The sequence below is a fragment of the Pseudomonas sp. 37 R 15 genome (genome assembly GCF_900004865.1).
Classification (GTDB): domain Bacteria; phylum Pseudomonadota; class Gammaproteobacteria; order Pseudomonadales; family Pseudomonadaceae; genus Aquipseudomonas; species Aquipseudomonas fluorescens_AM.
This window is the reverse complement of the sequence record NZ_CVTV01000026.1, coordinates 1-24,363: the sequence shown is the minus strand read 5'-3', so window position 1 is coordinate 24,363 and position 24,363 is coordinate 1. Positions and strand designations below refer to the sequence as shown.

The 24,363-nt window shown below is 60.8% G+C and carries 23 protein-coding genes; 18 read left to right on the top strand and 5 right to left on the bottom strand.

Features of this window, described 5'->3' with window-relative positions; translation table 11 throughout:
• The first annotated feature begins 3 nt into the window (after window positions 1-3).
• The 7 genes from BFQ04_RS08460 (at window position 4) to BFQ04_RS08430 (ending at window position 5,720) form a co-directional block, all read left to right on the top strand.
• Window positions 4-642, top strand: a complete 639-nt coding sequence (locus BFQ04_RS08460; protein ID WP_065950423.1) for a peroxiredoxin — start codon at window positions 4-6, stop codon at window positions 640-642.
• 324 nt (window positions 643-966) lie between these two features.
• Window positions 967-1,560 carry an NADPH-dependent FMN reductase gene (ssuE, locus tag BFQ04_RS08455; RefSeq protein WP_065950422.1) on the top strand — a complete coding sequence of 198 codons (594 nt, stop codon included), beginning with the start codon at window positions 967-969 and terminating at the stop codon, window positions 1,558-1,560.
• A 96-nt stretch (window positions 1,561-1,656) separates the two neighbouring features.
• Window positions 1,657-2,625, top strand: a complete 969-nt coding sequence (locus BFQ04_RS08450; protein WP_065950421.1) for a sulfonate ABC transporter substrate-binding protein — start codon at window positions 1,657-1,659, stop codon at window positions 2,623-2,625.
• Between the two features lie 25 nt (window positions 2,626-2,650).
• Window positions 2,651-3,799: an FMNH2-dependent alkanesulfonate monooxygenase gene (ssuD, locus tag BFQ04_RS08445; protein ID WP_065950420.1), complete on the top strand. Its 1,149-nt coding sequence runs from the start codon at window positions 2,651-2,653 to the stop codon at window positions 3,797-3,799.
• A 9-nt stretch (window positions 3,800-3,808) separates the two neighbouring features.
• Window positions 3,809-4,594 (top strand): aliphatic sulfonate ABC transporter permease SsuC, encoded by a 786-nt coding sequence (gene ssuC / locus BFQ04_RS08440; protein ID WP_065950419.1) that lies wholly within the window; start codon window positions 3,809-3,811, stop codon window positions 4,592-4,594.
• Window positions 4,591-5,397: an aliphatic sulfonates ABC transporter ATP-binding protein gene (gene ssuB, locus BFQ04_RS08435; protein WP_065950418.1), complete on the top strand. Its 807-nt coding sequence runs from the start codon at window positions 4,591-4,593 to the stop codon at window positions 5,395-5,397. Before ssuC ends, ssuB begins: the two co-directional genes overlap by 4 nt.
• Before the next feature lie 107 nt (window positions 5,398-5,504).
• Window positions 5,505-5,720 carry a TOBE domain-containing protein gene (locus BFQ04_RS08430; protein WP_003176783.1) on the top strand — a complete coding sequence of 72 codons (216 nt, stop codon included), beginning with the start codon at window positions 5,505-5,507 and terminating at the stop codon, window positions 5,718-5,720.
• Window positions 5,721-5,871: 151 nt separating this feature from the next.
• Here BFQ04_RS08430 and BFQ04_RS08425 read toward each other — a convergent pair whose 3' ends face one another.
• Together BFQ04_RS08425 and BFQ04_RS08420 are read right to left on the bottom strand one after the other, a co-directional pair.
• A complete protein-coding gene (locus BFQ04_RS08425) occupies window positions 5,872-6,501 on the bottom strand; it encodes a TetR/AcrR family transcriptional regulator (RefSeq protein ID WP_065950417.1) in 630 nt (209 codons plus the stop codon).
• Between the two features lie 237 nt (window positions 6,502-6,738).
• Window positions 6,739-8,115 (bottom strand): glutamine synthetase family protein, encoded by a 1,377-nt coding sequence (locus BFQ04_RS08420; RefSeq protein WP_003176781.1) that lies wholly within the window; start codon window positions 8,113-8,115, stop codon window positions 6,739-6,741.
• A 597-nt stretch (window positions 8,116-8,712) separates the two neighbouring features.
• On the opposite strand from BFQ04_RS08420, the gene BFQ04_RS08415 reads away from it, so the two are divergent.
• The 7 genes from BFQ04_RS08415 to BFQ04_RS08385 all read left to right on the top strand — a co-directional run bounded on the left by BFQ04_RS08415 (window position 8,713) and on the right by BFQ04_RS08385 (window position 17,044).
• A complete protein-coding gene (locus BFQ04_RS08415) occupies window positions 8,713-10,071 on the top strand; it encodes a glutamine synthetase family protein (RefSeq protein ID WP_057723413.1) in 1,359 nt (452 codons plus the stop codon).
• A 58-nt stretch (window positions 10,072-10,129) separates the two neighbouring features.
• Window positions 10,130-11,494 carry an aspartate aminotransferase family protein gene (locus BFQ04_RS08410; RefSeq protein ID WP_065950416.1) on the top strand — a complete coding sequence of 455 codons (1,365 nt, stop codon included), beginning with the start codon at window positions 10,130-10,132 and terminating at the stop codon, window positions 11,492-11,494.
• A 150-nt stretch (window positions 11,495-11,644) separates the two neighbouring features.
• On the top strand, window positions 11,645-12,739 hold the full coding sequence (locus tag BFQ04_RS08405; protein WP_065950468.1) for a polyamine ABC transporter substrate-binding protein: 1,095 nt from the start codon (window positions 11,645-11,647) through the stop codon (window positions 12,737-12,739).
• A 207-nt stretch (window positions 12,740-12,946) separates the two neighbouring features.
• The gene (locus tag BFQ04_RS08400) at window positions 12,947-14,041 is read left to right on the top strand and encodes a polyamine ABC transporter substrate-binding protein (RefSeq protein ID WP_065950415.1); all 1,095 of its coding nucleotides are present in this window, start codon (window positions 12,947-12,949) and stop codon (window positions 14,039-14,041) included.
• 62 nt (window positions 14,042-14,103) lie between these two features.
• Window positions 14,104-15,246, top strand: coding sequence for an ABC transporter ATP-binding protein (locus tag BFQ04_RS08395; protein ID WP_065950414.1), 1,143 nt, complete (start codon window positions 14,104-14,106; stop codon window positions 15,244-15,246).
• Window positions 15,243-16,163: an ABC transporter permease subunit gene (locus BFQ04_RS08390; RefSeq protein WP_065887049.1), complete on the top strand. Its 921-nt coding sequence runs from the start codon at window positions 15,243-15,245 to the stop codon at window positions 16,161-16,163. Before BFQ04_RS08395 ends, BFQ04_RS08390 begins: the two co-directional genes overlap by 4 nt.
• A complete protein-coding gene (locus tag BFQ04_RS08385) occupies window positions 16,160-17,044 on the top strand; it encodes an ABC transporter permease subunit (protein WP_057723417.1) in 885 nt (294 codons plus the stop codon). Before BFQ04_RS08390 ends, BFQ04_RS08385 begins: the two co-directional genes overlap by 4 nt.
• Before the next feature lie 126 nt (window positions 17,045-17,170).
• Here the strand turns inward: BFQ04_RS08385 and BFQ04_RS08380 are convergent, their stop codons facing one another.
• Window positions 17,171-17,812, bottom strand: a complete 642-nt coding sequence (locus BFQ04_RS08380; RefSeq protein ID WP_065950413.1) for an HD domain-containing protein — start codon at window positions 17,810-17,812, stop codon at window positions 17,171-17,173.
• Between the two features lie 209 nt (window positions 17,813-18,021).
• On the opposite strand from BFQ04_RS08380, the gene BFQ04_RS08375 reads away from it, so the two are divergent.
• On the top strand, window positions 18,022-18,996 hold the full coding sequence (locus BFQ04_RS08375; RefSeq protein WP_065950467.1) for a GlxA family transcriptional regulator: 975 nt from the start codon (window positions 18,022-18,024) through the stop codon (window positions 18,994-18,996).
• 41 nt (window positions 18,997-19,037) lie between these two features.
• Here the strand turns inward: BFQ04_RS08375 and BFQ04_RS08370 are convergent, their stop codons facing one another.
• Complete coding sequence (locus BFQ04_RS08370) at window positions 19,038-21,392, bottom strand: penicillin acylase family protein (protein WP_065950412.1); 2,355 nt, start codon at window positions 21,390-21,392, stop codon at window positions 19,038-19,040.
• Between the two features lie 27 nt (window positions 21,393-21,419).
• Complete coding sequence (locus BFQ04_RS08365; RefSeq protein ID WP_065950411.1) at window positions 21,420-21,995, bottom strand: DUF6436 domain-containing protein; 576 nt, start codon at window positions 21,993-21,995, stop codon at window positions 21,420-21,422.
• A gap of 99 nt (window positions 21,996-22,094) precedes the next feature.
• Here BFQ04_RS08365 and BFQ04_RS08360 point away from each other — a divergent pair, with 99 nt between their 5' ends.
• The 3 genes from BFQ04_RS08360 to BFQ04_RS08350 all read left to right on the top strand — a co-directional run bounded on the left by BFQ04_RS08360 (window position 22,095) and on the right by BFQ04_RS08350 (window position 24,327).
• On the top strand, window positions 22,095-23,030 hold the full coding sequence (locus BFQ04_RS08360; RefSeq protein WP_065950410.1) for an alpha/beta hydrolase: 936 nt from the start codon (window positions 22,095-22,097) through the stop codon (window positions 23,028-23,030).
• A gap of 161 nt (window positions 23,031-23,191) precedes the next feature.
• Window positions 23,192-23,494, top strand: coding sequence for a transposase (locus BFQ04_RS30370; RefSeq protein ID WP_065949522.1), 303 nt, complete (start codon window positions 23,192-23,194; stop codon window positions 23,492-23,494).
• Window positions 23,491-24,327, top strand: coding sequence for an IS3 family transposase (locus BFQ04_RS08350; protein WP_065949523.1), 837 nt, complete (start codon window positions 23,491-23,493; stop codon window positions 24,325-24,327). Before BFQ04_RS30370 ends, BFQ04_RS08350 begins: the two co-directional genes overlap by 4 nt.
• Window positions 24,328-24,363: the final 36 nt, after the last annotated feature.

The window sequence follows — 24,363 nt, the reverse complement described above, 5'->3', positions numbered from 1 at the left end:
ACAATGAGCCTAAGACTGGGCGATATCGCCCCCGACTTCGAACAGGATTCCAGCGCCGGCAAGATTCGTTTCCACGAATGGCTGGGCGATAGCTGGGGTGTGCTGTTTTCCCATCCGGCGGACTTCACCCCGGTGTGCACCACCGAACTGGGCTTCACCGCCAAGCTCAAGGATGAGTTCGCCCAGCGTGGCGTCAAGGCCATCGCGCTGTCGGTTGACCCGGTGGACTCGCACCACAAGTGGATCGAAGACATCAACGAAACCCAGAACACGGTCGTCAACTTCCCGATCCTGGCCGATGCCGATCGCAAGGTTTCCGATCTCTACGACCTGATCCACCCCAACGCCAGCGACACCCTCACCGTGCGCTCCCTGTTCGTGATCGACCCGAACAAGAAGATCCGCCTGACCATCACCTACCCGGCCAGCACCGGCCGTAACTTCCACGAAATCCTGCGGGTGATCGACTCGCTGCAGTTGACCGACACCCATAAAGTCGCCACACCGGCCAACTGGCAGGACGGTGATGAAGTGGTGATCGTGCCGTCGCTCAAGGACGAGGAAGAGATCAAGAAACGCTTTCCGAAGGGCTATCGCGCGGTGAAGCCGTACCTGCGCCTGACGCCACAACCCAACCGTTAACACAGCTCAACCCTGGAGACAGGACCCGTGTGGGAGGGGGCTTGCCCCCGATTACGGTGCCTCAGTTACCAAATATTTAGCTGACCCACCGCTATCGGGGGCAAGCCCCCTCCCACACGTTGAGCGCATTTCAAGCAGGGGTTTTCAGGCCATTTCGATGGCCTTTTTTTTCGCGCGGCGATCTGTTTTCTGTATATGTTTTTATGGAATAAACAAATGAATAAATAAGATTTAAAGATATATAAATCTGCTGCTAAGGTCTGTTCCATCTTGGCGTCATCGCTACACAGCGAGCCGCCGACACTTGCTTGAGGAATTCCCTACATGCTGGTCGTAACACTTGGAGGCAGTCCCAGTCAGCGTTCCCGCTCCGGGGTCTTGCTGGAGAAAACCCGTCAATGGCTGCAGGACCAGGGCGTGGAGGTGGTGAGTTACCAGATCCGCGACTTCCCGGCTGAAGACCTGCTGCATGCGCGGTTCGACAGCGCCAAGGTCATCGACCTGTTGCAGCAGGTGGCGAATGCCGATGGCCTGGTGATCGCCACGCCGGTGTACAAGGCGTCGTTCTCCGGTGCACTGAAGACGGTACTCGACTTGCTGCCCGAGCGTGCCCTGGCCCACAAGGTGGTGTTGCCGATGGCCACCGGCGGCAGCATCGCGCACATGCTGGCGGTGGATTACGCCCTCAAGCCGGTGTTGTCGGCGCTGAAGGCGCAGGAATTGCTCCACGGGATTTTCGCCGAAGACAGCCAGATCGCCTACGGCGAAGGCAGTGCCCAGGCGCAGTTGGTGCCGGTGCTTGAACAGCGTCTGCAGGAAGCCCTGGAGCAGTTTTACAGCGCCATGGCCCGCCGCCCGAAACCGCTGGACCCGCATGTACTGAATGAACGCTTGTTGAGTGCTCGCTGGAGCATTTGAGCCTTACCCCGACATCTGGAAACACTCACCTTACTCAGCCGCCAACGGCCAAGCAGGTGCAGCCAACACCCCACTCGCATATTTGGAGAGAGCGCCATGCGCACTGTCATCTTGCGTCGCGGTCTGGTCGCACTGTTTGCTGCGGCTGTGTCCTTCGGCGCCATCGTTCAAGCCCACGCCGCAGACACCCTGCGGATCGGTTATCAGAAGTACGGCACGCTGGTGCTGCTCAAGGCCAAGGGCTCGCTGGAAAAGCGCCTGGCCGAGCAGGGCGTGCAGGTGCAATGGACCGAATTCCCCGGTGGCCCGCAACTGCTTGAGGGCCTGAATGTCGGCTCGATCGACTTTGGCGTCACCGGCGAAACCCCACCGGTGTTCGCCCAGGCCGCCGGTGCGGATCTGCTTTACGTGGCCTATGAGCCGCCGGCGCCGACCAGTGAAGCGATCCTGGTGCCGAAAGATTCGGCAATCAAATCGGTGGCTGAGCTCAAGGGCAAAACCGTCGTGCTGAACAAAGGCTCCAACGTGCATTATCTGCTGGTGCGTGCCCTGGAAGACGCCGGCCTCAAATACACCGACGTGAAAACCGTGTTCCTGCCGCCCGCCGATGCCCGTGCCGCCTTCGAGCGTGGCAGCGTGGACGCCTGGGTGATCTGGGACCCGTACCAGGCCGCTGCCGAGAAACAGCTGCAAGCGCGCACCCTGCGCGACGGTACCGGCATTGCCGACAACCACCAGTTCTACCTGGCCACCAAGCCTTACGCCGAACAGCACCCCGAGGTAATCAGGGCGCTGGTGGAAGAAGTGCGCGCGGTGGGCGAATGGTCCAAGGCCAACCCGCAGCAAGTGACTGACCAGGTCGCGCCGCTGCTCGGCCTGCCGGCTGATATCACCCTGACCTCGGTGAAACGCCAGGGCTACGGCGCGCTGTTCCTGACGCCCGAAGTGGTCGCGGCCCAGCAGAAAATCGCCGACACCTTCTACCAGCTCAAATTGATCCCCAAGCCCTTGAGCATCAAGGACGTGATCTGGACCCCACCCGCCGCTGTTGCCAAAGCGCCGTAATCCGATTTCTTCAGGAGACAACTCCATGAGCCTCAATATTTTCTGGTTCCTGCCTACCCACGGCGACGGTCATTACCTTGGCACCGCCGAAGGCGCTCGCGCCGTCGATCACGGTTACCTGCAACAAGTGGCACAGGCTGCCGACCGCCTGGGCTTCGGCGGGGTGTTGATCCCGACCGGGCGCTCCTGCGAAGACTCCTGGCTGGTGGCCGCCTCGCTGATCCCCGTGACCCAGCGGTTGAAATTTCTTGTCGCGCTGCGCCCCGGGATCATTTCCCCGACGGTGGCCGCGCGTCAGGCCGCGACCCTGGACCGCCTGTCCGGTGGCCGCGCACTGTTCAACCTGGTCACCGGCGGTGACCCGGAAGAGCTGGCCGGCGACGGCTTGTTCCTCAGTCACGAAGAGCGCTACCAGGCGTCGGTGGAATTCACCCGCATCTGGCGCCGCGTGCTCGAAGGCGAGACCGTGGATTACGACGGCGAGCACATCAGCGTCAAAGGTGCCAAATTGCTCTACCCGCCGGTCCAGCAGCCACGCCCGCCGTTGTACTTCGGCGGGTCGTCCGAGACGGCCCAGGACCTGGCGGCCGAACAAGTGGAAATGGTGCTGACCTGGGGCGAACCACCGGCAGCGGTGGCGGAAAAGATCGCGCAGGTGCGGGCCAAGGCCGACAAGCTCGGACGTACCCTGCGCTTCGGCATTCGCTTGCACGTGATCGTGCGTGAAACCAATGAAGAGGCCTGGAAAGCCGCCGATAAACTGATCTCCCACCTGGACGACGACACCATCGCCCGCGCCCAGGCGTCCCTGGCGCGTTTCGACTCGGTGGGCCAGCAGCGCATGGCGGCCTTGCATGGCGGCAGCCGCGACAACCTGGAAGTCAGCCCCAACCTGTGGGCCGGGGTCGGGCTGGTGCGCGGCGGCGCGGGCACGGCGCTGGTGGGCGATGGCCCAACGGTTGCGGCGCGGGTCAAGGAATACGCAGACCTGGGCATCGACACCTTTATCTTTTCCGGTTATCCGCACCTGGAAGAATCGTATCGGGTCGCTGAGTTGCTGTTTCCGCATCTGGATATCGAACGTCCCGAACTGCCGAAAAGCGCCGGCTACGTCAGCCCGTTTGGCGAGATGGTGGCCAACGATATCCTTCCCAAAGCTGCATCACAGAGCTGAGGCGGCGCCATGAACGTTGAGAAACTCAGCCATCGCGTGGCGCCCTGGGTGCTGCCGATTCTATTGCTGGCGGTGTGGCAGTTGTCGGTGACGGCAGGGTGGTTGTCCACGCGTATTCTGCCGGCGCCCAGTGCGGTCATCGAGGCCGGCGTCAACCTGATCCGCAGCGGCGAAATCTGGACGCACTTGGCTATCAGCGGCTGGCGCGCGGGCCTGGGCTTCGTGATCGGTGGCAGCATCGGCCTGGCCCTGGGCTTTATCACCGGGCTGTCGAAGTGGGGCGAACGTTTGCTCGACAGCTCGGTGCAGATGATCCGCAACGTGCCGCACCTGGCGCTGATTCCATTGGTGATCCTGTGGTTCGGGATTGACGAGACCGCGAAGATTTTCCTGGTGGCCCTGGGCACGTTGTTTCCGATCTACCTGAATACCTACCACGGCATCCGCAACGTCGATCCGGCGCTGGTTGAAATGTCGCGCAGCTACGGTTTGTCCGGCTTCAGCCTGTTCTGGCAAGTGATCCTGCCGGGCGCGTTGCCGTCGATCCTGGTGGGCGTGCGCTTTGCCCTGGGCTTCATGTGGTTGACGTTGATCGTGGCGGAAACCATCTCGGCCAGTTCCGGCATCGGTTACCTGGCGATGAATGCCCGCGAATTCCTGCAAACCGACGTGGTGGTGCTGGCGATCGTGATGTACGCGATCCTCGGCAAGCTGGCCGACCTGGCGGCGCGTGGCCTGGAACGGGTATGGCTGCGCTGGCACCCGGCGTATCAAGTGAAAGGAGGTGCGGCATGACGGCTCAACAACCCCCGCGCCTGCTCAAGGGTATTCCCCTGGCGGTGCGCAAGTTGCGCAAGTCCTTTGGCACTCGCCAAGTGCTCAAGGAAATCGATCTGCATATCCCTGCCGGCCAGTTCGTGGCTGTGGTCGGCCGCAGCGGCTGTGGCAAAAGTACCTTGCTGCGCCTGCTGGCGGGCCTGGACAAAGCCAGTGGCGGCGAACTGCTGGCGGGTTCCGCGCCGCTGCACGAGGCGATCGAAGACACGCGGCTGATGTTCCAGGAAGCGCGCCTGCTGCCGTGGAAAAAGATCATCGACAACGTCGGCCTGGGCCTCCAGGGCAACTGGCGTCCCAGGGCGTTGGAGGCGCTGGAAGCCGTGGGCCTGGCCGAGCGCGCCAATGAATGGCCGGCGGCCTTGTCCGGTGGCCAGAAGCAACGTGTTGCCTTGGCGCGCGCCTTGATTCACCAGCCGCGTCTGCTGCTGCTCGACGAACCACTGGGCGCGCTGGATGCCCTGACCCGTATCGAGATGCAGCAACTGATCGAGAACCTCTGGCAAAAACACGGTTTTACCGTGCTGCTGGTCACCCATGACGTCAGTGAAGCCGTGGCGATTGCCGACCGGGTGATCCTGATCGAAGACGGCGAAATCGGCCTCGACTTGAGCGTCGATCTGCCTCGACCGCGCGCCCGTGGCTCACATCGCCTGGCTGCGCTGGAGGCCGAAGTGCTCAACCGCGTGCTGTCGCTGCCCGGCTCACCGCCGGAGCCCGAACCTGTTTCACCGCTGCCGACGCAATTGCGTTGGGCGCAATAGAAGCAGCGGCAAGTTTTTAGCTTCAAGCTGCAAGAAGGAGCCCGGTGCTTTTACTTGCAGCTTGTAGCTTGCAACTTGCAGCTAATTTCCACTCGAGGAGAAATCATATGACTATTAAAGCCATCAACGTGCGTAACCAGTTCAAAGGCACCATCAAGGAAATCGTGGTCGGCGACGTGTTGTCGGAGATCGACGTGCAGACGGCCTCGGGCATTGTCACGTCTGTGATCACCACGCGCTCGGTGAAAGAGCTGGAGCTGGTGATTGGCAGTGAAGTGATTGCCTTTGTGAAATCGACTGAGGTGTCGATTGCCAAGCTGTAATGTACATCGCTCTTGAGGTCGTCATCGGGGGCAAGTCGAATCGTCGCACCGCCCCTCCCACATTTAGATCTGTGAATGCATTCAACGTGTGGGAGGGGCGGTGCGACGATTCGACTTGCCCCCGATGAGGCCGGCCCAGCCAACACAAGACTCAGCGCTTGGGCAGATAAGCCGGCAGATAAAGCCCCACATACGCATCAAACACCCGCATACCTTCCTGCGCCATGCGCGGCGTAATCAGCCCGTGCTGATGCACCGAACGCGCATACACGCGGTCGCTCAATTCAAGCGCCAGGGCGAACACATCCACATCGCTCGGTAGCGTCGGCACGTCGAAGTGGCGGTTGAATACCGCCAACATCAAATCGCCCAGTTCCAGGTCATGCTGACGATCCGCCTGGGTCACTTCAGTCAACCCATGCTGGGCCAGGATCAACTGGCGCGCGGCGGCGTCGTGGCTGTAGATGGCAAGCATGCGCTGCTCGACGATGCAGGACAGGTCGCGCCAGGTCTTGAGCGAGTCGTGTTCGATGGGCGCCTGGATGGCCGCGCGAAAGGCCGCGTGCACATCGGCCGTCAACGCCTCCAGCAGGGCCGGCACGCTGGCGAAAAAGTGGTACACCGACGATGGCGGGATCTGCGCCCGTTCGGCCACGCTGTAGATCGACAAGCCGGCCACGCCTTCGGCTGCCAGCAAGGCGCGGGCGGCGTCCAGGATCGCGTCGATCCGGGCCTGACTGCGGGCGCGGGGTTTGCGAAGGGCGGCGGGGCGGGTTGTCATGGAAGTCTCCTACAAGGCAGCGGGCATTGTATGAGCAGGAATCTTCGTTGTCTGCCAGACCGCCATCGGGGGCAAGTCGAATCGTCGCACCGCCCCTCCCACACTTGAAGGTATTCACAGATCTAACTGTGGGAGGGGGCTTGCCCCCGATGAGGCCGACTCGGACTCCCTGGACAACCCCATAAAAAAACGCCACAGACCCTGAAGCCTGTGGCGTTTCTTCAATACTGCAACCGCTTACACGGTATGCAGATACCAGTTGTACTCAAGGTCGGAGATGGAGTGTTCGAACTCCTCCAGCTCGCTTTCCTTACAGGCGACGAAAATATCGATGTATTTAGGATCGATGTACTTGGCCATCACCTCGCTGTCGTCCAACTCGCGCAGGGCATCGCGCAGGTTGTTCGGCAGGCTCTGTTCGTTCTGCTCGTAGCTGTTGCCTTCCACGGGAGCGCCGGGTTCGATCTTGTTGGTCAGACCGTGGTGCACACCGGCCAATACCGAAGCCATCAGCAGGTAAGGGTTGGCGTCGGCGCCGGCCACACGGTGTTCGATGCGCACCGCATCGGACGAGCCGGTCGGTACGCGAATCGCCACGGTGCGGTTGTCCAGGCCCCAGCACGGCGAGTTCGGCACGTAGAACTGTGCACCGAAACGGCGGTAGGAGTTGACGTTGGGGCACAGGAACGCCATCTGGGCGGGCAGGGTCTCGAGCACACCGCCGATCGCGTGACGCAATGCGGCGTTCTGCTCGGGATCCTCGCTGGCAAAAATGTTCTTGCCGTCCTTGTCCAGAATGGAGATGTGCACGTGCAAACCGTTGCCTGCCTGGCCTGGGTAAGGCTTGGCCATGAAGGTGGTGTCCATCTCATGGTCGTAGGCGATGTTCTTGATCAGGCGCTTGAGCAGGACCGCGTAGTCGCAGGCCTTGATCGGGTCGGCGACGTGGTGCAGGTTCACTTCGAACTGCGCCGGGGCACTTTCCTTGACGATGGCGTCGGCCGGGATGCCTTGCTCCTTGGCACCTTCCAGAATGTCCTGGAGGCAGTCGACGTATTCGTCGAGGTCGTCGATCAGGTAGACCTGTGTCGAATGCGGGCGTTTGCCGGAGATCGGCGAGCGCGGCGGTTGAGGGCGGCCGTTCACGTTCTCCTGGTCGATCAGGTAGAACTCAAGCTCGAAGGCGGCGCAGATGGTCAGGCCCATGTCGTCGAACTTGCTCACGACTTGGCGCAGGACTTCGCGTGGATCGGCGAAGAAGGGTTCACCTTCCAGTTCGTGCATGGTCATCAGCAGTTGCGCAGTAGGGCGCTTTTGCCAGGGTTCATTGCACAGGGTGTCGGGGATTGGATAACAGATTCGGTCAGCATCGCCGATGTCCAGGCCCAGGCCGGTGCTTTCCACCGTCGAGCCATTGATATCCAGGGCAAATAAAGAGGCAGGCAGGTTAATGCCTTTCTCGTAAACCTTGTGGAGGCTGGTGCGTTCGATGCGCTTACCGCGCACCACACCATTCATATCCGCAATTAGAAGGTCTACGTACAGAACCTCAGGATGATCCTTAAGGAACGCGTTCGCTTCGTTAAGCTGAACGGCACGCGGGGGTACCGACATGATGCAACACCTTTGTTGTTAAAAATATCAATCATTGATCTTTTCTGGTTTCAGTCAACCCGAACGGCATGCCGAAGTCAAGCGAGGCCTTTTTTGCCCTAAAAAAGCGCCACGGCGCCTTTTTTGGGGCTTTTCGGGGCGGTTTTTTGGGTTTCGTGGGCTTGGGATCGGCAGGCTTGAGCGGGCCGTGTTGTATTTTTTACGGGGGTGTTGTGTAAAAAAATGAACAAGGCTAAGCTCGATTCAAACCCATAACAGCAATAATACCGGGGTGCTTCATGTTTCACCTGCCGCCAATCGGCGTCTGCGCCTGCATCAGCCAGGCGTTGTCCGCAGTCCGTTCGTCCCGCGTGAATGCTCACGCAGCGGCCAATATTCTTGACGGCCCGTCCGATCTCTTCTTTGCCCACTCCTGCACCGCTGACCGGCCCTCATTCGCCGTGCCGATCATAATTGTGCACAAGTTTGGCGTGAGGAATGCAACCCTTGGGCAAATGGCAGGTAAGCTCCTACCCTGAGTGAACAAACGACGCGGATGCTGCGTCAACCAACGCCTGGCCTTTAACGGATGCCAGGAAACCCAGCCCAGAGGCATTTATGAGTAACAACCTCGACCAGCTCACCGATTGGTTGAAAGACCACAAGATCACAGAAGTCGAATGCATGATTGGCGACCTCACCGGCATCACCCGGGGCAAGATCTCGCCGACCAACAAGTTCATCGCCGAAAAAGGCATGCGCCTGCCCGAAAGCGTTCTGTTGCAGACCGTGACCGGCGACTATGTCGAAGATGACATCTATTACGAATTGCTCGACCCGGCCGACATCGACATGATCTGCCGCCCCGACCAGAACGCGGTATTCCTGGTGCCCTGGGCCATCGAGCCGACCGCCCAGGTGATCCACGACACCTACGACAAGCAAGGCAACCCGATCGAGCTGTCGCCGCGCAACGTACTCAAGAAAGTCCTCAAGCTCTACGCCGACCGCGGCTGGCAGCCCATCGTGGCACCGGAGATGGAGTTCTACCTGACCAAGCGCTGCGAAGACCCGGACTTCCCGCTGCAACCGCCGATTGGCCGTTCCGGTCGCCCGGAGACGGGGCGCCAGTCCTTCTCTATAGAAGCCGCCAACGAATTCGACCCGCTGTTCGAAGACGTCTACGACTGGTGTGAATTGCAGGAGCTGGACCTCGACACGTTGATCCACGAAGACGGCACCGCACAGATGGAAATCAACTTCCGTCACGGCGACGCGCTGTCCCTGGCCGACCAGATCCTGGTGTTCAAGCGCACCATGCGTGAAGCGGCGCTCAAGCACAACGTGGCCGCCACCTTCATGGCCAAGCCCATGACCGGCGAGCCCGGCAGCGCGATGCACCTGCACCAGAGCATCATCGACATCGCCACCGGCAAGAACGTCTTCTCCAACGAAGACGGGAGCATGAGCCAGCTGTTCCTCAACCATATTGGCGGCCTGCAGAAATTCATCCCCGAATTGCTGCCTTTATTCGCCCCCAACGTGAATTCATTCCGCCGCTTCCTGCCCGACACCTCGGCGCCGGTAAACGTGGAATGGGGTGAAGAGAACCGCACCGTGGGCCTGCGCGTGCCGGATGCCGGGCCGCAGAACCGCCGTGTGGAAAACCGCTTGCCGGGCGCCGACGCCAACCCGTACCTGGCCATTGCCGCCAGTTTACTGTGTGGCTACATCGGCATGGTCGAAGGCCATAACCCGAGCGCACCTGTGGTGGGCCGTGGTTACGAGCGGCGCAACCTGCGCCTGCCGTTGACCATCGAGGACGCGCTGGAACGCATGGAAAACAGCAAGACCATCGAGAAATACCTGGGGCAGAAATTCATCACAGGCTACGTCGCAGTCAAGCGGGCCGAGCATGAAAACTTCAAGCGCGTGATCAGTTCGTGGGAGCGGGAATTCCTGCTCTTTGCCGTCTGATGCGCCGGGCGCGTCGTGCACACGGCGCGCCCTTCACCGAAAAGTCTAGGAGATCGGTATGTCCAGCAACAACCCGCAAACCCGTGAATGGCAAGCTTTGAGCAATGATCACCACCTCGCGCCGTTCAGCGACTTCAAGCAATTGAAAGAGAAAGGCCCAAGGATCATCACCAAAGCCCACGGCGTTTACCTGTGGGACAGCGAAGGCAACAAGATCCTCGACGGTATGGCCGGCCTGTGGTGCGTGGCGATCGGCTACGGTCGCGATGAACTGGCTGACGCCGCCGCCAAACAGATGAAAGAACTGCCGTACTACAACCTGTTCTTCCAGACTGCTCACCCGCCGGTACTCGAACTGGCCAAAGTCATTTCCGAAGTCGCACCGGCCGGCATGAACCATGTGTTCTTCACCGGTTCCGGCTCCGAAGGCAACGACACCATGTTGCGCATGGTCCGCCACTACTGGGCGATCAAAGGCCAACCGAACAAGAAAACCATCATCAGCCGCAAGAATGGCTACCACGGCTCCACCGTGGCCGGCGCCAGCCTGGGCGGCATGACCTACATGCATGAACAGGGCGACCTGCCGATCCCGGGCATCACCCACATCGCCCAGCCGTACTGGTTTGGCGAAGGCGGCGACATGAGCCCTGAGGAATTCGGAATCTGGGCCGCCAACCAGTTGGAAGAGAAGATTCTGGAACTGGGCGTGGACAACGTCGGTGCCTTTATTGCCGAGCCGATCCAGGGCGCCGGTGGCGTGATCGTGCCGCCTGACAGCTACTGGCCGCGCATCAAGGACATCCTCGCCAAGTACGACATTCTGTTTGTCGCCGACGAAGTGATCTGCGGCTTTGGCCGTACCGGCCAGTGGTTCGGCAGCGATTTCTACGACCTCAAGCCACACATGATGACCATCGCCAAGGGCCTGACTTCCGGCTACGTGCCGATGGGTGGCCTGATCGTGCGCGACGACGTGGTGGACGTGCTCAACCAAGGCGGCGATTTCAACCACGGTTTCACCTACTCCGGGCACCCGGTGGCGGCGGCGGTGGCCCTGGAAAACATCCGCATCCTGCGCGATGAAAAAATCGTCAGCCGCGTACATGAGGAAACGGCACCGTATTTGCAGAAACGTCTGCGGGAGCTGGCGGACCATCCACTGGTGGGTGAAGTGCGCGGCGTGGGCATGCTCGGTGCAATCGAGCTGGTGCAGGACAAGGCCACGCGCAAGCGTCATGAAGGGAAGGGCGCCGGCATGATTTGCCGAACCTTCTGCTTCGAGAACGGCCTGATCATGCGCGCCGTGGGCGATACCATGATCATTTCGCCGCCGTTGGTGATCAGCAAGGCTGAAATCGACGAGCTGGTGACCAAGGCCCGACAGTGCCTGGACCTGACATTGGCAGCATTGCAGGACTGAGTAGATAAATGTGGGGGCCGGTTGAAAGCTGGCCCCCGAACTTGCCAGACTGTCGTCCTGTTTTGTTGCCCTTTGGCTGGGCCCGAAACATTTACAACGTGCGGCCCAAAAAAGAAAAAATCGGAGCATCACCCAATGAAGGCATTAGGTTTGAAAAACGCTGGCAAGACCCTCCTCGCCTTGTCCCTGATGGGCGCAATGGCGGGCGCGGCCCAGGCAGACAATAAAGTGCTGCACGTCTACAACTGGTCCGACTACATCGCACCGGACACCATCGCCAACTTCGAAAAAGAGTCGGGCATCAAGGTGGTGTACGACGTGTTCGACAGCAACGAGACCCTGGAAGCCAAGTTGCTGGCAGGCAAGTCCGGCTATGACATCGTCGTACCGTCGAACAACTTCCTCGCCAAGCAGATCAAGGCCGGTGTGTACCAGGAGCTGGACACGTCCAAGCTGCCTGAGTACAGCAACCTGAACAAATCCCTGCTCAAGGCCGTGTCGGTCAGCGACCCGGACAACAAGCACGCTTTCCCGTACATGTGGGGCTCGATCGGTATCGGCTACAACCCGGAGAAGGTCAAGGCCGCGCTGGGCGTGGACAAGATCGAGTCGTGGGATGTGCTGATGAAGCCGGAAAACATCGCCAAGCTGAAAAGCTGCGGCGTGAGCTTCCTTGATTCGCCGACCGAAATGCTGCCGATCGCGCTGCATTACCTGGGCCTGCCGACCGACACCCAGAAGAAAGCCGACCTCAAGCAAGCCGAAGACCTGTTCCTGAAAATCCGTCCTTCGATTGGCTACTTCCACTCGTCCAAGTACATCTCGGACCTGGCCAACGGCAACATCTGCGTGGCCGTGGGTTACTCGGGTGACATCCAGCAGGCCAAGTCCCGTGCGGCTGAAGCCGGTGGCAAGGTCAAGGTGGCCTACGACATTCCGAAAGAAGGTGCCGGCAGCTTCTTCGACATGGTCGCCATCCCGAAAGATGCTGAAAACGTCGAGGCCGCCTACGCCTTCATGAATTACCTGCTCAAGCCAGAAGTGATGGCTTCGATCACCAACAGCGTGCGTTTCCCGAACGGTAACGAGAAAGCCACCGCACTGGTCGACAAAGACATCACCAGCGACCCGGGCATCTACCCGTCGGCAGACGTGCAGGCCAAGCTCTACGCCATCGCCGACCTGCCGGCTGCAACCCAGCGTGAAATGACCCGCAGCTGGACCAAGATCAAATCGGGCAAATAAGCCTTAAAACCTGTGGGAGGGGGCTTGCCCCCGATGGCGCTGTATCAGAAACACATGCGCAGGCTGACACACCGCCATCGGGGGCAAGCCCCCTCCCACAAATAAATGACAGAAAGTTTTTGCCGGATCGGTTTATCGAGGGTAAGTTGCGCGCCGGTTTGTTGCCGGGCAACAACTTTGGGCCCAACTATTTAAGAGGACCTCCACTTGCCAATTTCTTTATTTCGCAAAGCCTTGCTGGTGGGTGCAGGTATCACGCTGGCTGTCAGCGTGCAGGCCGCACCGACGGTGCATGTTTATAACTGGTCGGACTACATCGGCCCCGACACCCTGGCCAATTTCGAAAAGGCCACCGGCATCAAGCCTGTGTATGACGTGTTCGATTCCAACGAAACCCTGGAAGGCAAGCTGCTGGCCGGGCGCACCGGCTACGACGTGGTGGTGCCGTCCAACCACTTCCTGGGCAAGCAGATCAAGGCCGGGGCGTTCCAGAAGCTCGACAAGTCATTGCTGACCCACTACGCCAACCTCGACCCGGCGCTGCTCAAGCGCCTTGAGAAAAACGATCCGGGCAATGCGTACGCCGTGCCGTACCTGTGGGGCACCAACGGCATCGGTTACAACGTCGACAAAGTGAAGGAGGTGCTGGGCGTCGACAAGATCGACTCCTGGGCCATGCTGTTCGAACCAGAAAACATGAAGAAGCTCGCCACCTGCGGTGTTTCATTCATGGATTCGGCGGATGAAATGCTGCCCGCAGTCCTCAACTACATGGGCCTGGACCCGAACAGCACCAACCCGGCCGACTACAAGAAGGCCGAAGAAAAACTGCTGAAAGTACGCCCCTACGTGACCTACTTCCATTCCTCCAAATACATCTCGGACCTGGCCAACGGCAATATCTGCGTGGCTGCCGGTTTTTCCGGCGATGTGTTCCAGGCCAAGGCCCGCGCGGCCGAGGCGGGCAAAGGCGTGAACATCGCCTACGCGATTCCCAAGGAAGGCGGCAACCTGTGGTTCGACGTGCTGGCGATTCCCAAGGACGCCGCCAACGTCAAGGAAGCCCACGCTTTCATCAACTATTTGCTGCAACCTGAGGTGATCGCCCAGGTCAGTGATTACGTGGGTTACGCCAACCCCAACCCCGGGGCGGACACGCTGATGGAGCAATCGATACGCACCGACGCAGCGGTTTATCCACCGCAGGCGGTTCTCGACCGGACATTCGTCAACGTCGAGCTGCCCCCGAAGGTGCAACGTTTAATGACCCGTAGCTGGACCAAGGTCAAGACGGGCAAGTAAGGCTCAAACTATCCAAGTTCGCTCACCTGGGGCGAACTGCAAATTTGTTGGGAGTTTCGTAAATGGCAGTTGCCTCCGGCGCCTACAAGAAAGCCCTCGAGGGCGACCAGACACCGAAAAAGGTGCTGGTCAAAATCGACCGGGTCACGAAGAAGTTCGACGAGACGATTGCCGTGGACGATGTGTCCCTGGAAATCAAGAAAGGCGAGATCTTCGCCTTGCTCGGCGGTTCGGGTTCGGGCAAGTCCACCCTGCTGCGCATGCTGGCAGGCTTCGAACGCCCGACTGAAGGCCGCATCTACCTCGACGGTGTGGACATCACCGACATGCCGCCCTACGAGCGGCCGATCAACATGATGTTCCAGTCCTACGCGTTGTTCCCGCACATGACCGTGGCGCAGAACATCGCCTTCGGCCTGCAACAGGACAAGATCCCCAAGGCCGAGGTTGACGCCCGCGTGGCCGAAATGCTCAAGCTGGTGCAGATGAGCCAGTACGCCAAGCGCAAGCCGCACCAGCTGTCCGGTGGCCAGCGCCAGCGTGTGGCGTTGGCCCGCTCCCTGGCCAAGCGTCCGAAACTGCTGCTGCTCGATGAGCCGATGGGGGCGCTGGACAAGAAGCTGCGTTCGCAGATGCAGCTGGAGCTGGTGGAGATCATCGAACGCGTCGGCGTGACCTGCGTGATGGTGACCCACGACCAGGAAGAGGCCATGACCATGGCCGAGCGCATCGCGATCATGCACCTGGGCTGGATCGCCCAGATCGGCAGCCCGATCGACATCTACGAAACGCCTACCAGCCGCCTGGTGTGCGAGTTCATCGGCAACGTCAACATTTTCGACACCCAAGTGGTGGACGACGCCGAAGGCCACGCCGTGCTCAAGTGCCCGGACCTGGACCGCGACATTTACGTGGGCTACGGCATCGCCACCTCGGTGGAAGACAAGTCGGTGACCTACGCGATTCGCCCGGAAAAACTGCTGGTTACCACCGACATGCCGACCTGCGAGCACAACTGGTCCAGCGGCAAGGTGCACGACATCGCCTACCTGGGCGGCCACTCGGTGTTCTACGTGGAACTGCCGAGCGGCAAGCTGGTGCAGTCCTTCGTCGCCAACGCCGAACGCCGTGGCCAGCGCCCCACCTGGGGTGACCAGGTGTACGTGTGGTGGGAAGACGACAGCGGCGTGGTACTGCGCTCATGAACATGAAGAAATTCAAGCGGCGCTTGGATCGCATAATCCCCAATGGCAAGCAGGTGGTCATCGGGATTCCCTTCCTCTGGCTGTTCCTGTTTTTCGCACTGCCGTTTTTCATCGTGTTGAAAATCAGCTTCGCCGAAGCCGATGTGGCGATCCCGCCCTACACCGAGATCTACACCTACGTTGAGCAGAAGCTGCAAGTGGTGCTGAACCTGGCCAACTACAGCTTGCTGGCGGGCGACGAGCTCTACATCGCCGCGTACCTGGGCTCGCTGAAGATGGCGTTTTTCAGCACGCTGCTGTGCCTGCTGATCGGCTACCCGATGGCCTACGCCATCGCCACCGCGCGCAAGGAAATGCAAACCGTGCTGGTGTTGCTGATCATGATGCCGACCTGGACCGCGATCCTGATCCGCGTCTATGCGTGGATGGGCATCCTCAGCAACAACGGCTTGCTCAACGGCTTCCTGATGTCCATGGGGCTGATCAATGAACCGCTGCAGATCCTCAACACCAACATTGCGGTGTATATCGGCGTGGTCTATTCCTACCTGCCGTTCATGATCCTGCCGCTGTATGCCAACCTGGTCAAACACGACCAGAGCCTGCTGGAAGCGGCGTCGGACCTGGGCTCAAGCACCTTCAACAGTTTCTGGAAAATCACCGTGCCGCTGTCCAAGAACGGCATCATCGCCGGCTGCATGCTGGTGTTTATCCCGGTGGTGGGCGAGTTCGTGATCCCTGAACTGCTCGGCGGCCCGGAAACCCTGATGATCGGTAAAGTGCTGTGGCAGGAATTCTTCAACAACCGTGACTGGCCGGTGGCGTCCGCCCTGGCGGTGGTGATGCTGGCGATCCTGATCGTGCCGATCATCCTGTTCAATCGCAGCCAGGCCAAAGAGCTGGAGGGCAAGATATGAAACGCTTTCGTTTCTCCAGCTTCATGCTGGTCGTGGGGTTGTTGTTCATCTACCTGCCGATGCTGATCCTGGTGATCTACTCGTTCAACGAGTCCAAGCTGGTGACGGTGTGGGGCGGCTGGTCGATCAAGTGGTATGTGGGCCTGCTGGATAACACCCAGTTGATGGGCTCGGTGGCGCGTTCCCTGGAAATCGCCTGCTACACGGCAGTGGCGGCAGTCGCGCTGGGTACGCTGGCGGCGTTCGTGCTGACGCGCATCAGCCAGTTCAAGGGCCGCACGCTGTTCGGCGGCCTGGTCACGGCGCCGTTGGTGATGCCGGAAGTGATTACCGGCCTGTCGCTGTTGCTGCTGTTCGTGGCCATGGCGCAGATGATCGGTTGGCCTCAGGAGCGTGGCATTGTCACCATCTGGATCGCCCACACGACGTTTTGCGCGGCGTATGTGGCGGTGGTGGTGTCGGCGCGCCTGCGTGAGCTGGACCTGTCGATCGAAGAGGCCGCGATGGACCTGGGTGCACGGCCGTGGAAGGTGTTCTTCCTGATCACCATCCCGATGATCGCGCCATCGCTGGCGGCGGGCGGCATGATGTCGTTTGCGCTGTCCCTGGACGACCTGGTACTGGCCAGCTTCGTGTCGGGCCCGGGTTCGACCACCTTGCCGATGGAAGTGTTTTCGGCGGTGCGCCTTGGGGTCAAGCCTGAGATCAACGCGGTGGCCAGCCTGATCCTGTTGGCGGTGTCGCTGGTGACCTTCCTGGTGTGGTTCTTCAGCCGCCGTGCCGAAGAACACCGCAAGAAGGCCATCCAGCAAGCCATCGAAGAAGCCGCAGCGGATGGCTGGCAGCAGCCGGACAAGCGCCGCGCCCCGGCACCGGTCTAAAGCTGATGGGGGACAATGTGGGAGGGGGCTTGCCCCCGATGGCGGAGTGTCAGGCAAAGATTAGCTGACTGATCCACCGCTATCGGGGGCAAGCCCCCTCCCACATTTGATTGCATTTCAGGCTGGTTAAGCTGACCACGGCGACTTGCGAATCACCTCGACAAAGTTCATCGGCTTGAACCCCGGCTCCTGATCCACCAGCACATCGGTCTTCACGTTGCCAAACGTGGTCTGCGGGCGATGGCGCAAGCCGTCGGCGAACGCGCAGATGATGCATTCCTTGAACCCCTCACCGCGTGGATGCGCATGCACCACCGCTTCGCGCTGCACGGTGCTGAATGCGGCGTAGTCCATGCCCAGCACGTCCATCTCCACCCCGGCAGTCACCAGCGCCACGGTGGGGCGCAAATGCTGTGGCACGCCCGGCGTGGTGTGCAGGGCGATGGACAACCACACCTGTTCGATATCGTCGTCGCTCAGCCCATACGGCTTGAGAAACGCGGCCGCCGCGTTGGCGCCGTCCACTTCGAAACGCTCATTGTCGCTGCGATGGCCCTCCACCAGGCCGAGGTCGTGGAACATCGCGCCGACGTACAGCAGCTCCGGGTTGTAGGCCAGTTGCTTGCGCTCACCGCTCAAGGCGCCGAACAGGAACACCCGGCGCGAGTGGTGGTAGAGCAGGTCTGACTCAATGTCGCGGATGTACTCGGCGGTGGCCCTGGCCAGGGCGCTGTCGGGGATGCTGATACCGGCGATGGTGGTGCTCATGGTGGTGCTCCTCTGGAAAGTATCCAGTCTGGTTGCGCGAGCGCTATGGCGCTATCGCAACGAAGGAGCATTCTCGGCCAATGTGCTGCCACATCGTGCCAAGGCAAAATCGGCTAGGGTTAGGCCTGCGACAATTCAAATGTGGGAGGGGGCAAGCCCCCTCCCACAGGGTATCCGTGTTTATGCAGTTGGAAAAAGGTGTGTCGCTCATGAGCAAAACCGTCGCCATCCTGATCTTCCCCGGTGTCCAGTCACTGGATGTGACCGGGCCGATGGATGTGTTCTGCGAGGCCAACCGCTTCCTGGCGCCTGAAGAGCACTACCGCCTGGAAGTCATTGGCCTCGGCCACGGCACTATGGCGTGTTCGAACGGTTTGTCCTTGCAGGCGCACAAGCACTACAGCGAAGCCCTGCAGCCCTACGACCTGTTGCTGGTAGCTGGCGGCCCGCAACTGCCTTTCGAGGATTTCGGCCCCCGGTTTGATGACTGGCTGCGCGGTGCCGCTGCCAGGGCACAACGCTTCGGCTCGATCTGCAACTGCGCTTTCATGCTGGCCCGCGCCGGCCTGCTGGACGGTAAAACCGTCACCACCCATTGGGGCGACGCCGCCGACCTGGCCCGGTTGTGCCCCTCGGCCCAGGTCGAGGCTGATCGTTTGTATGTGCAGGACGGCAACCTCTACACCTCGGCCGGGGTCACGGCGGGGATCGACCTGTCGCTGTACCTGCTCGCCCAGGACCATGGCCCGGAAGTCGCATTGAGCGTGGCCAAGCGCCTGGTCGTGTTCACCCAGCGTTCGGGCGGCCAGTCGCAGTTCAGCCCGTTCCTCACGCCCCATGCCGAAGCCACCTCGGCGGTGGCGCTGGTGCAGTTGTACGTGCTGGCGAACCTGACCGGGGATTTGAGCATTGCCGACCTGGCCAGGGCGGCCAATATGAGCGCGCGCAATTTCTCCCGGGTGTTCGCCCGTGAAGCGCGGATCACGCCGGCGGAATTTGTCGAGAGGGCGCGCGTGGACGCGGCGCGGGTGATGCTCGAAAGCACCCACGCGCCGCTGAAGACCGTGGCCTATCAATGCGGGTTTCGCGATGCCCAGCACATGCGTAGCGTGTTCAACCGCCGGCTGGGCGTGACGCCGCAACAGTTCAGGCTCAACTTTGCCGTCAATGTGGGAGGGGGCTAGCCCCCTCCCACATTTTGACCCAGTGACCCAGTGATACTCGGCTATCTGGCAGGCAACAGTTTCAAGGTGCCACGGGTATTCGCCGTGATCTCCTCCTCACTGAAATGCGCCTGCTCGTACCCGCCTTCGATATAGGTTGGTGCCTGGTCGCTGTAGTGCGCATCAAACGGTACGCCGCTTTGCCCCACCGGGTTGATGGTCAGGGCATGGGCCGGGTCGGCGAAGTCGATCAGGCGGCGGGTCGACGGGCCATAGGTCACCGGCCAGGGGGCCGGGCCGATCATGGCGGTCTGGTTGTTCGGCACTTCGTGGCTGCCCGGTGCGGCGAAGGGACCAACGTTGAAGAGTTTGTCCAATGGCCTTTGCATGCCCAGTGGATGGCCATGGGTCAGGGTGTGCGCTTTGCCCCACTGCCACTGGGACGGGTCATCGCCGAAGGTGGCTTTCAGATGCGCGAGGCTGTTGTCCCAGGCCAGCTTGACGGTCTCGGCCCGCGTGCCATTCCACCAGGGCGAATCCGGCATGGCGGCCAGCCGTGGCAGGGCCGCGTCGATCACGCGGGTGCCGAGCAGCGTCTTGAACAGGGCGTCGCCCAGTTTCGGGTGGAAGGTCGCATCGGCAAGGTTGAACAGCAACTGGTTGAACAGGGTGGCGCTGGTGGAGTCCAGCGGGTAATCGCCTTTCCAGCTCGCCAGTTGTTCCACCAGCTTCACCTGCGCCGGGTCTGTGACTACCTCGCGCAACACCGGCAACAGCGGCGCCAGCAGTCGCGGGCCAAAGGCGGTGGTGGTGCCCAGTTGCAGGGCCTGGCTATTGTTCACATCCCATTTCACGCGGTTGTCGCTCAACTGCGCATTCAACTGCTGGCCACGGTCGGCCAGGTTGTAATAGCCGGGGATTTCCATGCCGGTGGGTGATGCCGGCTGGGCATTGGCGGAGACCACATAGCCGCGCGCCGGGTTCTCTTCCTGGGGGTTGGCGCTGAACGGGTAGAAGCCCAATTTATCGGCCTGGGCGGTACTGCCGTCGAGGATGAACCCCGGGTTGACGCCGGCCGGGCGTATCGGCAACTGCGCCGCCGCCCACCAGCCGATATCGCCCCTGGCATTGGCCCACACGATGTTCAGGCCCGGCGCCGCTACCTTGGCCGCCGCGGCGCGTGCCTTGGCCAGGGTATCGGCGCGGTTGAGCTGGTAGAAGCCTTCGAGGATCGGGTTCTCTGTGTCGAGGAACGCCCACCACATCGCAATCGGCGTGGCGCCGGCGTGTTCACCGAGTACGTCATTGACGATCGGGCCGTGGGGCGAACGGCGCAGGACGAGCGTGACCGGGGCCTGGCCCTTGACCTGGATTTGCTGTTCGCTGCTGCTCATGTCGACCCACTGGCCGTGGTACCAGACCTGATTGGGGTTGACCGGGTTGACCTTCTCGGCGATCAGGTCGAGGTCATCGTTCTGGAACATGGTCAGGCTCCAGCCGAAATCCAGGTTGTGTCCCAGGAATGCCACCGGCACCAGCGCGTTGTGATAGCCATACAACTCAAAGCCGGGCGCCGACAGCTGCGCCTCGTACCACACCGACGGCACCGAAAAGCGAATATGCGGATCGCCGGCCAATAACGGTTTGCCGCTTTTGGTACGGTTGCCGCTGATGGCCCAGGCGTTACTGCCTTCGAACTGCGGCAAGCCGTTGTCGGCCAGGGCCTGCTCGCTCAGGCGGGCGAGGGCGCCGAGGGTTTTCCAATCGCCGGCCGCCAGGTTGAGTGCGCCTTTGGGTTGCCAGTCCAGGTCGAACACCTTGAGGTAATCGCTGCCCAACTGGTCGCGCACGTAAGTCAGCACCGGTTCGGTACGAAAGGCTGCGGCGAAGCTGTAGGCCATATACCCGGCGACACTGATGGAGTCCTCGGCAGTGAAGGGCCGCTTGGGAATGCCCAGCACGTCGAACTCCATCGGGCTGGCGTGGCTGGCCTGGTATTGATTGATCCCGTCCAGATAGGCTTGCAGGGCCTTCCAGGCGGCCGAGTCAGGGTTCATGTGCTCGACGTAGCTCAGGGCGCGCTCGCGAATCCGCAGGCTGCGAAACAGCTTGTCGGTCTCCAGCAGCTTGGGCCCCAGCACTTCGGCCAGCTCGCCACGGGCCAGGCGGCGCATGATTTCCATCTGGAACAACCGGTCCTGGGCATGCACATAGCCCAGCGCGCGGTACAGGTCGGCCTCGTTCTCGGCGCGGATATGCGGCACGCCACGGTCGTCGTAGCGCACGGTGACCGAGCCTTGCAGGTGCGCCAGCGTGCCCGTGCCCTGGCGGCTGGGTTGCTTGCTGTAGACGTACCCGCCGGCGCCGAGGGCAACCAGCACAACCAGCACCACGAGAGCCTGCAAGACACGCTTCATCGACTTTCCTTACCCAGAATGGACAGACTACGGTTGCTCAGGCCACGAACAATAGCAGCCCACCGCCAGGGTGTGCGTGGCGTTGATTTCGCGCCCGGCTTGCAGGGCCTTGAGGATCGGCTCGATAAAGCTGTTGCCGGCATTGCAGGTCAGTCCTTCGCTGTACGGCCCGAAATACGCCAGCTTGCCCGTACGGTCCCAAATGCCTACGGCCGGGCTGGCCGGTAGCTGATCGGCGCCGGGCAGGGCGTCGAGGGTTTTCATCCGGCGCAGGTTGTCTGGCAGGGCGCCGTGGCTGCCGGCTTTCTGCAGGGCGTAGAACTCGACACCTTGCGGCGCGTAGTGCTCGATCAGCTCACCCAGGTGTTGCTGGTTACCGACATTGCACGGGCAGGCCGGGTCCCAGAAGTGCACCAGGCGAATCGGCCCAGGGCCGCTGAGTGCGGCGGGCAGTTGCAGCGCATCGCCGGAAAACACCGCCGTATGCTCGCTGAAGGCGCGCAGATAACGGCCCTGGAACCAGTCATACGCGGCCCACAGCACGCCGGCGCAGATAATCAGCACCAGGCTGGTGAACAAGGCAGTGCGGTAGGGTTGTCGCATTCAGAGGTATCCTCGCGGGTCGCGTAGCTTGCCATGCTTGTCCTGACAGATGAATATCGCAGCTCGATATTCATCTTCACCGTCAGTCTGGAAGCCTTTATGCCCGTCACCTTTGACCCTGATCATCTGCGCGAAAGCTTGCGGCCCCTGATGGATGCGCAGCCGCTGTCAGCCGAGGCGCGGGTGTACCAGCGGTTCTACGGGTTGGACCTGCCGGCCCGCGAGGCCGTGAGCCGCCTGGGGCGTCTGGAGGTGGATGGGTTCGAGGTGGTTGCGCAGGTGTGGTGGCCTTCGGCGCCGGTGGCGACGATGTTCATGTTCCACGGCTTCTACGACCACATGGGGCTCTATCGCCATGCGGTGGACTGGGCGCTGGAACAGGGCTTTGTGGTGATCGCCTGCGACCTGCCAGGTCATGGCTTGTCCAGCGGCATACGGGCCAGCATCGATGATTTTGCGGTGTACCAGCACGTGGTGCAGGCTTTGTTCGCCGAGGCCGGGGCGTTGCAACTGCCGCAGCCCTGGCACCTGTTCGGGCAGAGCACCGGTGGCGCAATTGTGGTTGACCACCTGCTCAACCATGGCGATCAAAGCCCGGCCCAGGGCAAGACGTTTCTACTTTCGCCCCTGGTACGCCCGCGAGCCTGGGGTTGGTCGCAGCTCAGCTATTACCTGCTGCGCCCGTTCGTCAAAGGCATCGCGCGACGCTTCAGCGATAATTCCAACGACCCGGCATTCAGACCTTTTCTCGAAGCCGACCCATTGCAGCCGCGCCAACTGCCCACCGCCTGGGTGGGGGCGCTGGCGTGCTGGATCAAACGCATCGAAGCCGCACCACGCAGCGCTCGGCGGCCAGTGATCGTGCAGGGTGAGGAGGATATGACGGTGGATTGGCAGCACAATCTGCGCGTACTGCAGGGCAAGTTCGATCGGCCTGAGGTGTTGATGCTCAAGCGCGGCAGGCATCATTTGATCAATGAGATTCCAGAAATTCGCGAAGAATACTTCCGATACTTGACGAACCATCTGACCTGACACAATCCAAATGTGGGAGGGGGCTTGCCCCCGATTGCAGTGGGTCAGCTACACATAAGTTGACTGACACACCGCCATCGGGGGGCAAGCTGAACTGGCCTAATGATTTTGGACACTTCAATCGGGCGCTATGATAGCGCCCAAATCTGAGGTGTTTGGTTATGCGTAAATCTTATTCGAGTGAGTTCAAGCTCAAGGCTGCCAGCATGGTGTTGGATGAAGGTCAGCCGGTTACCGAGGTGTGTGCCACCCTGGATATCGGCCCCACAGCCCTGCGCCGCTGGGTCGATCAAGTGCAAAAAGAACGCTTGGGCTCGACCCCGGTAGGGGCCAAGGCGATTACTGCTGATCAACGAGAAATCCAGAGGCTCAAAGCTCTGCTCAGAGAGAAAGACCTGGATATCGAAATTCTAAAAAAGGCCAGTGCTCTCCTGCTTTTGGACGCCAAAGATCATTCACGTTGATCGATGAGCTGGACGAGCAGTACGGCGTTAAAAGGTGTTGCCAGGCGTTTGGGGTCAACCGCAGTAGCTTCTACGCCTGGCGCCAGCGCCAAGGCAGAGCAAATCCTGAGAGGGATAAGCTCAAAGCCGCGCTGGTCAGGCACCACAAGGCGTCCAGAGAGTCGGCCGGTGCACGTACGTTGTCCAAGGAGCTACAAGCCAAAGGGCATCGTATCGGGCGTTATATGGCTCGCAGTTTGATGCGCGAAGCTGGCATCGCCAGCCGTCAGCGCAGGCGCCATAAGTACAGGTCGCCGGGCGTGGAGGCCTTGGTGGCGCCGCACGTGCTCAAGCGAAAATTTGATGTGACGGCGGTTAATCAGGTGTGGTGTGGCGACGTGACATATATCAAGGTCGGCAAGCGGTGGATGTACTTCGCCGCCGTTCTGGATTTGTACGCTCGCAGGATCGTGGGCTGGTCGTTCTCGATGATTTCTGATGCCAACCTGACCTGCGAAGCGCTACGCATGGCGGTTGAGCTACGCGGCCATCCCCAGGATGTGTTGTTTCATTCTGACCAAGGTTGTCAGTACACCAGTCATAAATTCCGAAACGAGCTGCTGAAACAGGGGTTTAGGCAGAGTATGAGCCGTAAAGGCGAATGCTGGGACAACGCCCCGATGGAGCGTTTCTTTGGCAGCTTGAAATCAGAGTGGGTGCCTGAAACGGGCTACAAACTGGAACATGAGGCCCGAGCAGACGTGCAGCGCTATGTCTCGCGCTACAACATCAGCAGGCCTCATAGCTACAACGACTACCGGTCGCCGGTCGTGAAGGAAAGGTTGGCGGCGTGAACCTTAATCAGTGTCCAAGATTACTTGACCAGTTCA